Source organism: Pseudoxanthomonas sp. LjRoot127 (assembly GCF_964253495.1).
In the GTDB taxonomy this organism is placed as follows: domain Bacteria; phylum Pseudomonadota; class Gammaproteobacteria; order Xanthomonadales; family Xanthomonadaceae; genus Pseudoxanthomonas_A.
Genome location: NZ_CAXUQR020000001.1, coordinates 2,323,271 through 2,334,400, shown reverse-complemented (window position 1 = coordinate 2,334,400; position 11,130 = coordinate 2,323,271). Strand labels below are relative to the sequence as shown.

Below are 11,130 nucleotides of genomic sequence, written 5' to 3'. Positions count from 1 at the left end.
GGCACGGCGCGCCACGGCGGCGGTGGCCGCGCTTACTCGTTCGTGATGTCCGCGTTGACGCTGTCGCCACCGGCCTTGCCATCGGCGCCCAGGCTGATCAGGTCGAAGCGCTGCGTCTCGCCGGGAATGCGGTATTCGATCGGGTTCTTCCAGGGATCCTGCAACTCGCTCTCCTTCGCGTACGGGCCCAGCCACCCGCTCGCGTTGCCCGGATTGGTCACCAGGTCGGACAGCTGTGCCGGATACCGGCCGGTGTCCAACTGGTAGGTCTCGACCTTGCCCGCCAGCGTCTGCACCTGCGACTGGGCCAGTTTCACCTTGCCGCTGTCGGCACCGCCCATCACGCGACTGCCGACCAGCACCAGGATGCCGCCGATCAGCACCAGCACGATGATGATCTCGAGCAGGCTGAAGCCCTGCTGGGATTGCGGGGAGCGGAACGCAGTCATCGGGCGCGTGCGGGACATGGTGGCGGACTCTCCAGGATGCTCAGTTGATGGCGCCGGTCAGATCGTACAGCGGGACCAGCACGGCGATGATGACGACACCGACCACCGCCGCCAGGATCAGCGTGATGGCAGGCACCAGGGCGGCCAGCATACGGTCCAGCACCTGAGCCGTTTCCTGCTCGAAGGTTTCGGCCGTCTTCAGCAGCATGCCGTCGAGGGCACCGGACTCCTCGCCCACCTGGATCATCTGCAGCGCCAGTCGTGGAAACCGCTTTCCCTTGCCCAGCGAGGCGGACAGCCCGTGGCCGTTCTTCACGTCCTCCGCGGCCACGTCGACATCGGCCGCCAGGGCACGGTTGCCCAGCACGTTGCGCGCGATGCCCAGCGCGGTGAGCAGGGGCACGCCGTTCTTCAGCAGCGTGCCAAGCGTGCGCGCGAGCCGGGCGGTTTCCAGCCGGGCGACCAGCGGGCCGACGAGCGGGCGCCCCAGCAGCCAGCCGTCCAGCCGGCTGCGGAAGCCGGGGTCGCGGCGGCGGCGATCGAACCACAGCAGCGCCAGCGCAGGGACAGCGACCAGCACGAACCAGAAGTCGCGCACGAACGCGCCCACCCACAACACCCCGCGCGTGAACCACGGCAGCGCCACGTCCAGGCTCTCGTACATCACCGCGAACTGCGGAACCACGTAGCCGAGCAGGAACAGCAGCGCGAACCCGACCACCACCAGCAGGATCGCCGGATACACCAGCGCATTGACCACCCGTCCCTTCAGCGCGCGGCTGCGCTCGAGATAATCGCCCAGCCGCTGCAGGGTGTCGTGGAGGCTGCCGCCGGCCTCGCCGGCACGGACCATGTTGATGTACAGCCGCGAGAAAAGACCGTGCTGTCGATCCAGCGCAGTGGACAGCGGCGCACCGCCGCGCACGGCATCGCGGATGTCGGTGATGACGCGACGCGCTTTCTCGTCTTCCGGCAGGTCCAGCAGGATGCCGAGCGCGCGGTCGAGCGGCTGTCCGGCGCCCAGCAGCGTGGCGAGTTGCTGGGTGAACTGCACCAGCCTGTCGCCCGCGAACGCATTCGGTCGCCAAAGTTGCCCCAGACTGCGTCCACCCCCGGCCACGGCCAGTGCGGCTTCGACCGGCAGGTGTCCCTGCTCCTGCAGGCGCGCGACCACGTCGGCATCGCTGGCGGCCTCCATCTGGCCATCCAGCATTTCACCGTGCGCGTTGAGGGCCTTGTAGCGGTAGAGCGGCATGCCGGAGGACAAAAGGAGAATGCGCCAACTTACCGTATTCCCCGGCCCAGCGTCATGCGGGGCGATCATGTCATGGAACGAAACGGCCCCGGTCTCCCGGGGCCGTCGCGATGCACCGCAGAACACTCAGGGCGCGGTGAAACTGCCACGCACGCTGACGCCGGAGAACTTCGTCTTGCCCACCAGCGACACGTAGTACGTGCCCGCCTGCGGGTTCGCGATGTTCACCACGTCGTTGTTGCCGGGGCGCACCGAGCGCAGGTCGTAGCTCGTCGCCGTGGCCGCACTGCCGAACTTCACGTACAGGTCGGCGTTGCCGCTGCCGCCGTAACTGATGAAGGACAGGTTGCTGGCCCCGGCCGGCACCACGAGCGCGTACTGCACCACCGCATCCTTGGCGCCGGTATTGCCCCCGACGGCGACATTATTGGTCAACGGTGTCGCGGTGGGCGGTTCGCCGCCGCCGATCACGGCCTGGACCGCTGCCGCGGCATTGACGATGCCCGCACCGATCGGACGGTTGGCCGGCGGCGCGACGGGGAACGGGCGCGCGGTCGACTTCAGCGTCGCCAGGATCTGCGCCGGCGTCAGCGGTGTATCGGCCACGCTCTGCATCAGCGCCACCACCGCCGCCACGTGGGGCGCCGCCATCGACGTGCCGCCCAGGCCGAAGTAGGTCTCCGTGGTGGGTACGGTGGTGCCCGAGTTGCCGGTGGACCATACGTAACCACCCGGATTGCCATCGACGCTGCCGCCGCCGCCCGGTGCCGAGATGTCGACGCGCGTGCCGTAATTGGAATACGACGCGATGCCGCCGGTGATGCGGGTGGCGCCGACGGTGATGACGCCGGCGCAGTTGCCCGGCGAGTAGCCGGTGACGTTGCCTGCATCGTTGCCGGCCGCGACCACAACCGTGCTGCCGTTGGCGATGGCGATGTTGAAGGCGTTCTGCTCCACCGCGCTGCACGCACCGGACCCACCGAGGCTCAGGTTGATGACCTCAGCCGGATTCGCGTTGGCGGGTACACCGGCCACGGTGCCGCCGGAGGCCCAGATGACGGCATCCGAAATGTCCGAGGTGTAGCCGCCGCAGCGGCCCAGCACGCGCGCCGGCACGACCTTCGCATTGAATGCGCCGCCGGCCATGCCCTTGGCATTGTTGGTGACTTCCGCGACCGTGCCCGCCACGTGGGTGCCGTGCCAGCTGCTGTCCTGCACGGGCGAACCCGCATAGCATTCACCCGCCACCGGATTCCAGTCGCCTTCGTCGCGCGGGTCCGCATCGCGAAGGTCGCCATCGCGCGAAACGAACGTGTCGCTGATGAAGTCGTAGCCCGGCAGGATGTTCGCATCGAGATCGCTGTGGGTGGTGATGCCCGTGTCCAGCACGGCGACGACCACGCCCGCACCGGTGGCGTTGTCCCAGGCCGCCGGCAGGTTGATGCCGCCGACCGGATCCTTGAAGTGCCACTGATACTGGTTGTAGTAGGTGTCGTTGGGGACGAGGCGCGCATAACGGCGCGCGTCGACTTCGACGAACTCCACGTCCGGATCGGTCGCCAGCTGCCGCAGCAGGCTCTCGGCCTCGACGCGATCGAGCTTGCGCGAGGTCTGCACCAGCTCGGCGCCGATGCCCAGGCGGCGCAGCTTCGCAGCGCTCACCGCCTTGCCGTTCGCCGGACCCAGCGCGGCGCGCGATACCGCACCCGACAACGAACGCTGCAGCGTCGTGTTGCTGGCACGGGCGGTACTGCCATCGCGGTATTTCACGATGAACCGGTCGTAGGTCTGGCCGTCGCGAAGACCGGCGGTACTGACATCGCCCGCGAATGCGGTACCAGCGAACGCGCCGGCGGTGACGATTGCGGCGAGTGCAGCAACGAGGGGATGACGGCGCGAACGACGGAATGAGGAAGATGAATTCACTGGACCTGCTCCATGTCTACAAGGATGAACGAACTGGGTAACCCGTTTACGACGTGCGTACTCAACGACTTGCGACTTCCCTTTCAAGCGGATCGTGCAGGTACCCCTGTTTACCTGCCACGACACTCTTCACGCGACGAGAACAACGAATGCACAAGGCGTTAACGCCTTGTTTTCAGCGTTTTCTTCGCGTTGCGCCGAACGTAGCAAATCTCTCGCAAATTGCACAACGCGGATGTAGTGTTCGATCACACGGAGTTTTTTTGCATCATCTCGGGATGAGGGGATGGGGAATGCAGCCATGGCTTTTCGACGCGACATCGTTCTTCGCTGATCCGCTTGCATGTCTTTTCCGCGACGCCATTGCGTCGTGCTCTTCGCGCCAGCCGCGGCACGCCCCGACGCCGCCGGCCTCCGACTGCAACTTCCTCCCCGCTTCCTTTGCTTCGTGCGACCCGTCCATGCGTCTCCCCTGTCGCATGCGGCGGCTTTCGTTTTCCTGACGCAATCCGCTTCGCATCCCCGTGCCGCCAAGCCCGGGTGCTGTCGTATTCCCCCGAAAACACAGAATGAAGGACGTGATCCATGAATAGGATTTACAGCAAGGTGTGGAACCCCTCCCTGGGCATGCTGGTCGTCGCCTCCGAGTTCGCGCGCCGCGCGCATGGCATGATGTCGTCCGGTGCGCGCGTGCGTGCGCGCCTCGGCGTGACACTACTGGTGTCGGCGCTGCTCGCAAGTGCACCGTTCGGTGCGGCATTGGCCCACGACAAGAACAAGGGCCAACCGCAGAACGACAAGCCGCAGATCGGAACGGGCCCCGCCTACTGCGTGGATGCACGCGGCAATCCGATCAAGGACGGCCGCCCCGGCGAGAACGCCGTCTCGTGCGGCGATGATGTCGACGCGTCCGGTCGCCATGCGGTCGCTGTCGGCTACAAGAGCATCGCCAACAAAGCGGGCGCCACCGCCGTTGGCGGTTATGCGGAAGCAAAGGGGGTTAATGCCACGGCGGTGGGCTACGACAGCAGTGCGACCGCGCAGGGCGCGACGGCGCTGGGCAGCCAGAGCAACGCCACCGGCGCCAACGCGACTGCCGTCGGTACGCAGGCGAACGCGACGGGCGCGGGCGCCAGCGCGGTGGGCACCGGCAGCACGGCGACCGGTGCGTATGCCGGTGCATTCGGCAGCGCGTCCACTGCATCGGGCACGCAGGCGCTGGCCGCAGGCCACACCAGCACGGCGACAGGAATTGCGACCGTCGCGGTCGGCGGCTTCGCCAATGCGTCGGGCGATTTCGACACGGCGGTCGGCTACGGTGCCGATGCCAGCGGCGGCGACAGCACCGCGCTGGGTTCCGGCTCCCTTGCGACCGGTTACAACAGCGTCGCAGTCGGTGGATCCCTGCTCGGCTTCCTGCCGACCGAAGCATCGGGCGACTTCTCGACCGCGGTCGGCGGCGGCGCGTGGGCGCCGGGCACGAATGCGACCGCCATCGGCAATCTCGCGTCGGCGAATGCCGACAACAGCGTTGCGCTCGGTGGCGACTCCGTGGCCGACCGCGAAGACACCGTCTCCGTCGGCAGCGCCGGCAGCGAGCGGCAGATCACCAACGTCGCCGCCGGTACCGAAGGCACCGATGCAGTGAACGTCGATCAGTTGAATGCAGTCGCCGAAGCTTCGGAAGACGCCACGCGCTACTTCAAGGCGAACGGTGCGAACGACGGCACCGACGACGCCACCGCCAATGGAGACTATGCGACCGCCTCCGGTTCGGCTGCGCTGGCCGACGGCGTCGGCGCGACGGCGACCGGTTCCGGCGCGTTCGCGATCGCCGACGGTGCGACGGCGACCGGCTTCAATGCCACCGCCACCGGCAACAACAGCGTCGCCAACGGTGCGGGCGCACAGGCCACGGGCGCAGGTGCGGTCGCACTGGGTGGACAGCGCCAGCTGCTCGACGAAAACGGCGACCCGGTGCTGGATGAAGACGGCAACCCGGTCTATGCCAGCACCGAGGCCACGGCGGACGATGCCACGGCGATCGGCGCAGGTGCGGTCGCGGGCGAAGTCGGGGCGACCGCCACCGGTGCGGGTGCGAATGCGTCGGGCGCCTATGCCTCCGCCATCGGCACCGAAGCCGCTGCGTCGGGCATCCAGGCCACCGCCGTCGGCTTCCGCAGTGATGCCTCCGACGATGCCGCGACGGCCATCGGCGGCTACAGCAACGCATCCAACTTCGGCGCATCGGCCTTCGGATACGGCGCCGAGGCGAGCGGCAACAGCGCGACGGCGCTGGGCTTCGGTGCGATCGCGAGCAACTTCGACAGCACCGCGCTGGGTTCGAACTCGATCGCCAGTGGCGACAACAGCGTGGCCGTCGGTGGTGCCTTCTTCGGTCTGTTCGCCACCGAAGCCTCGGGCGACTATTCGGTGGCCGTCGGCGGCGGCGCGTACACGCCGGGCTTCAACTCGGTGGCGCTGGGCAACCTGGCCACGGCCGAGGCCGACAACAGCGTCGCCATCGGCGGCGACTCGGTCGCCGATCGCGAAGACACCGTGTCCGTCGGCAGCGTCGGCGGCGAACGCCAGATCACCAACGTCGCCGCCGGCACCGAAGGCACCGATGCGGTGAACGTCGATCAGTTGAACGCCGTGGCGGAAGCCTCGGAGAACGCGACGCGCTACTTCAAGGCCAACGGTGCGGACGACGGCTCCGACGACGCGACGGCCACCGGCGATTACGCCACGGCGTCCGGGTCGGCCGCACTGGCCGAAGGCGTTGGCGCCACGGCCACCGGCTCGGGCGCGTTCGCCCTGGCCGACGGTGCCACCGCGACCGGCTTCTCCGCGACCGCCACCGGCAGCAACAGCGTGGCCAACGGCAGCAGCGCCGAAGCCAGCGGCGATTCCAGCATCGCCATCGGTGGCACGGTCGATGCCTTCGATGCCGAGGGCAATCCGATCAGCGTCAATACGGTCGCTTCCGGGCTGGGCGCGACGGCGGTCGGTTCCGGCAGCCTCGCCTCGGCGCTCGGCAGTTCGTCGTTCGGTGTGCTCAGCGAAGCCAGTGGTGAAGCGAGTTCCGCCTTCGGCTATGGCAGTACGGCCACCGGGTCGTATGCGTCGAGCTTCGGCCACGCCAGCGGCGCCAGCGGCGACTACAGCGTGGCGGTGGGTGGGCCGGCGGACCTGATTCCCGGCTTCGGTCTCCTGGTCTACACGCAGGCGAGCGGATTCAGCGCGGCCGCCTTCGGGTCGGGCGCGATCGCCGCAGGCGACTACAGCCTGGCGGCCGGCAGTCTGTCGGAGGCGTCGGGTCTGGAAAGCACGGCGGCCGGCTTCTTCTCCTACGCGCCGGGCGACTACGCCACGGCACTGGGCGCGGAATCCTGGGCCAGCGGCGACAACAGCACGGCCGTCGGCTTCTACAGCACGGCGCTGGGCGACAACAGCGTGGCGCTCGGCGCGAACTCGACGGCGGACCGCGACAACACCGTCTCGGTGGGCGATGTAGGCAGCGAGCGCCAGATCACCAACGTCGCCGCCGGTACCGAAGGTACCGACGCGGTGAACCTCGATCAGTTGAATGCAGTCGCCGAAGCTTCAGAAAACGCCACGCGCTACTTCAAGGCGAACGGTGCGAACGATGGCACCGACGACGCCACCGCCAACGGAGACTATGCGACCGCCTCCGGTTCGGCTGCGCTGGCCGACGGCGTCGGCGCGACGGCGACCGGTTCCGGCGCGTTCGCGATCGCCGACGGCGCCACGGCGACCGGCTTCAATGCCACCGCCACCGGCAACAACAGCGTCGCCAACGGTGCGGGCGCACAGGCCACGGGCGCAGGTGCGGTCGCACTGGGTGGACAGCGCCAGCTGCTCGACGAAAACGGCGACCCGGTGCTGGATGAAGACGGCAACCCGGTCTATGCCAGCACCGAGGCCACGGCGGACGATGCCACGGCGATCGGCGCAGGTGCGGTCGCGGGCGAGGTCGGTGCGACCGCCACCGGTGCGGGTGCGAATGCGTCCGGTGCGTACGCGACGGCGCTGGGCACGGAAGCCTCGGCATCCGAAACGCAGGCGACGGCGGTCGGCTTCCGCAGCAGCGCGGGCGGCCTGGCATCCACGACCGTCGGCGGCTACAGCAGTGCCGGCGGCGATTTCGCTTCGGCATTCGGCTACGGTGCCGATGCAGGCGGCAGCGGCGCGACGGCGGTCGGCGAAGGGGCCGCCGCTGGCGGCGATGAAAGCACCGCGGTGGGCGGCACCACCTTCTTCGGCCTCATCAACACCCGTGCCAGCGGGACCGGCAGCTCGGCCTTCGGCAACGGAGCCTGGGCCACGGGCGAGTACAGCACTGCGCTCGGCCACAACAGCTACGCCGATGGCGAAGAGAGCGTGGCCGTGGGCGTGAACGCCGTGGCGGGGGCGACGAACAGCGTCGCGATCGGCGCCAACTCCTGGAACGACCGCGACGACACCGTCTCGGTGGGCGACGTGGGGGCCGAACGCCAGATCACCAATGTGGCCGCGGGTACGGAAGGCACGGATGCGGTGAACCTCGACCAGTTGAACGCGCTGGCCGACGCGTCGGAGAACGCCACGCGCTACTTCAAGGCCAATGGCGCGGGCGACGGCAGCGATGACGCCACCGCGACCGGCGATTACGCGACGGCGTCCGGTTCGGCGGCGCTCGCGGAAGGTGTCGGTGCGACGGCCACCGGCTCCGGTGCCTTCGCCCTCGCGAACGGCGCCACGGCCAGCGGCTTCAATGCGACCGCGACCGGCGAGAACAGCGTTGCCAACGGCGCGGGAGCGCAGGCGACAGGCGCCGGCGCGGTCGCGCTCGGTGGCCAGCGTCCGCTGCTCGACGACAACGGCGACCCGGTCCTCGACGAGGACGGCAATCCGGTCTACGCCAGCACGGAAGCCACTGCAGACGATGCGACGGCCGTCGGTGCAGGCGCCGTCGCCAGTGAAAGCGGTGCGACGGCGATGGGTGCGGGAGCCACCGCCTCCGGTGCGTACGCCACGGCCAACGGTACGGAAAGCGCGGCGTCCGGCCTGCAAGCCACGGCAACCGGTTTCCGCAGCGATGCCGCGGGCGATGCCGCGACGGCCGTGGGCGGATACAGCAGTGCCTCCGGGTTCGCCGCCTCGGCGTTCGGCTACGGTGCCGATGCCAGCGGAGAGAGCGCGACGGCACTGGGCTTCGGTGCGACCGCGAACAACTACGACAGCACGGCACTGGGCTCACGCGCGCTTGCCAGCGGCGACAACAGCGTCGCCGTCGGCGGCGCGTTCTTCGGGGCCCTGGCGACCGAAGCTTCCGGCGATTACTCGGTCGCCGTCGGCGGGGGCGCCTACACGCCCGGCGTCAATGCGGTGGCGCTGGGCAACCTGGCGACCGCCGAAGCCGACAACAGCGTCGCGATCGGTGGCGATTCGGTCGCCGACCGCGAGGACACGGTGTCGGTCGGCAGCGCGGGTAGCGAGCGGCAGGTCACCAACGTCGCCGCCGGTACCCAGGCGACCGATGCGGTCAATCTGTCGCAGTTGAGCCTGGTCGCCAGTTCCTTGGGCGGTGGCGCCGGTTTCTCCGGCGGCGTGTTCATCGCGCCGAGCTACACGATCCAGGGCACGTCGTACAACAACGTGGGCGCGGCATTCACCGCCGTCGATGCCAAGCTCAACGAGCTTTACGGGATGTACAACGGGTTGAGCAGCGGCACCTCCACCGCATCGACCGCCGCGACACCGCCAGCACAGGCCAGCCAAGCGCATTCCAGCGGAGAATCGGCCTCCGCGCCCGGCACCGGTGGTAATGCATCGTCGCCGACACGCGGCACGGCGACGACGGAGGCTGGCGGCAGCGGCGCTGTCGCCAGTGGCCAGCCGGCGGTTGCGGCCCCAAGCGACGCCACCGCCACCGCGGACGTGCCGGCCGCCGCCGCGTCGTACGCCGACGCCGGCGACGCCAACACGCTCAGCAGCGCGCAGTCCTACACCGATCAGTCCTCGGCAAGCACGCTGGCGAGCGCGAAGGCGTATGCCGACTTCCAGGTCAAGGCGCTGGAGGACGACTTCAATGCCTTCCGCGGTGACGTGGACCGTCGCTTCTCCGAACAGGACCGTCGTCTAGACCGGATGGGCGCGATGAGCTCGGCGATGCTGAACATGGCGATCAACGCGGCGGGCAGCCGCAGTCCGCGTGGACGCGTCGCCGTGGGTGCAGGCTGGCAGAACGGCGAGAACGCGCTGTCGGTGGGCTACTCGAAGCCGCTCGGCGAGCGCGCATCGTTCAGCATCGGCGGTGCGTTCAGCGGTGACGAAAAGTCGGCCGGCGTCGGTTTCGGTATCGACCTGTAAGTCGCTGTCGTGGAATGCGGAAGGGCCCGGCATGCCGGGCCCTTCTTCTGCGCGATCAAGGCAGCGCGACGGTTGCGCTCGGCGGTGACACGCCGTTCTCGTCGAACGCCTCGACCGCCACGTGGTACGCGACACCCCGGCTGAGGGCGCGAAGTTCCAGCGTGGTCGGCCGGTCGGCGAACACCTGGTAGGTCAGGTTCAAACGGTCCGGCGCGATGCCCCACCGCACGTTGTAGCCCACCGCACCGCGTACCGGGCGCCAGCTGACGAACGCCTGGCGCGGATCGGCGTCGCGGCGGACGACCACTCCCCGCGGCGCGCGCGGCACAGGACCGCCGGCATCGCCGAACACGCGCAGATCGCTGATCGCAAGATGGGCGGCACCGACGTGACCGTGCACGTAGCGTACGTAGCGCGCACTGACCGGCGCGGGCAGCTGGAAATACGCATTCGGACGATCGCGCCGCGGTGCGCCGGTGGCCGCCAGCGGCCGCCAGCGGCGTCCGTCCGTCGAATACTCCAGCGCGAATTCCGTGTAGATGTCATCGGCATCACCGTAGCGCCCGGACTGGTAGTCAGCGAAGTTCACCTGCATCGCGCGCAGCGTCCTGGAAGCGCCAAGATCCACCGTCAGTGTCTGTCCCGCCGTGTTCCTGCCGGCTACCCAGAACGTGCGCGGATTCTCGTCGGTCGCATTGCCGGCGGGATATCCCTCCCGCGTAGTCGACGCCGTCACCGGCTTGCGCCAGGACAGCAGCATCCAGCCGGTGAACAGGTCGGTCGGATCCGCATTCGGTCCCGCCGGCAAGTAATGGGGGAAATCGCCGAAGCGCGTGCTGACCGACATCTGGCCATCGGTACTGAAGGCCGCCGGGAACATCGCGATGCGCCGCTCGAAGGTCCAGTTGTAGCCGAGCCACGGCGTGCCCGTATTCCACCAGTTGCCATGCGCATCCTGGAACGTGGACCCGTGGCCCGCCCCCTGCACGAAGCCGCCGGGCTTGTAGCCCACCGGGTTGTAGGCCGCATAGGTGAACGGGCCCAGCGGGCTGTCGCCCACATAGGTGCCGGTCGCATACGCGTTGTACTCGGTACCGGGGGGCACCGTACTGCAGGTAATACCGG

General features: G+C 68.8%; 6 protein-coding genes and 2 pseudogenes. 3 read left to right on the top strand and 5 right to left on the bottom strand.

The genetic code is table 11. The annotated features are described in order from the left end of the window. Window positions 1-32: 32 nt before the first annotated feature. The 4 genes from gspG to ACSQ19_RS10760 form a co-directional block, all read right to left on the bottom strand. Window positions 33-449: a type II secretion system major pseudopilin GspG gene (gspG, locus tag ACSQ19_RS10775; RefSeq protein ID WP_296279836.1), complete on the bottom strand. Its 417-nt coding sequence runs from the start codon at window positions 447-449 to the stop codon at window positions 33-35. 40 nt (window positions 450-489) lie between these two features. Next, the gene (gene xpsF, locus ACSQ19_RS10770) at window positions 490-1,704 is read right to left on the bottom strand and encodes a type II secretion system protein XpsF (RefSeq protein ID WP_296279835.1); all 1,215 of its coding nucleotides are present in this window, start codon (window positions 1,702-1,704) and stop codon (window positions 490-492) included. 126 nt (window positions 1,705-1,830) lie between these two features. After that, on the bottom strand, window positions 1,831-3,630 hold the full coding sequence (locus tag ACSQ19_RS10765) for a S8 family peptidase (RefSeq protein ID WP_296279623.1): 1,800 nt from the start codon (window positions 3,628-3,630) through the stop codon (window positions 1,831-1,833). A 129-nt stretch (window positions 3,631-3,759) separates the two neighbouring features. Beyond that, the gene (locus ACSQ19_RS10760) at window positions 3,760-3,975 is read right to left on the bottom strand and encodes a hypothetical protein (protein WP_435996903.1); all 216 of its coding nucleotides are present in this window, start codon (window positions 3,973-3,975) and stop codon (window positions 3,760-3,762) included. A gap of 240 nt (window positions 3,976-4,215) precedes the next feature. Here ACSQ19_RS10760 and ACSQ19_RS10755 point away from each other — a divergent pair. From ACSQ19_RS10755 to ACSQ19_RS10745, 3 genes and pseudogenes are all read left to right on the top strand, one after another. Then, a pseudogene (locus ACSQ19_RS10755) lies at window positions 4,216-4,749 on the top strand (ESPR-type extended signal peptide-containing protein); the annotation flags it as partial. A 60-nt stretch (window positions 4,750-4,809) separates the two neighbouring features. Then, window positions 4,810-5,571, top strand: a pseudogene (locus tag ACSQ19_RS10750) (YadA family autotransporter adhesin); the annotation flags it as partial. Window positions 5,572-5,607: 36 nt separating this feature from the next. Further along, window positions 5,608-10,005, top strand: a complete 4,398-nt coding sequence (locus tag ACSQ19_RS10745; protein ID WP_436040795.1) for a hypothetical protein — start codon at window positions 5,608-5,610, stop codon at window positions 10,003-10,005. Window positions 10,006-10,060: 55 nt separating this feature from the next. Here the strand turns inward: ACSQ19_RS10745 and ACSQ19_RS10740 are convergent, their stop codons facing one another. Beyond that, entirely contained in the window at window positions 10,061-10,765 is a 705-nt protein-coding gene (locus ACSQ19_RS10740; protein WP_436000943.1) for a discoidin domain-containing protein, read from the bottom strand. Between the last annotated feature and the right edge of the window lie 365 nt (window positions 10,766-11,130).

Coding starts and splice junctions, on each gene's coding strand:
- gspG (WP_296279836.1), bottom strand. CDS start 449: ATGACTGCGTTCCGCTCCCCGCAATCCCAGCAGGGCTTCAGCCTGCTC.
- xpsF (WP_296279835.1), bottom strand. CDS start 1,704: ATGCCGCTCTACCGCTACAAGGCCCTCAACGCGCACGGTGAAATGCTG.
- ACSQ19_RS10760 (WP_435996903.1), bottom strand. CDS start 3,975: ATGCAAGCGGATCAGCGAAGAACGATGTCGCGTCGAAAAGCCATGGCT.
- ACSQ19_RS10740 (WP_436000943.1), bottom strand. CDS start 10,765: ATGCTGCTGTCCTGGCGCAAGCCGGTGACGGCGTCGACTACGCGGGAG.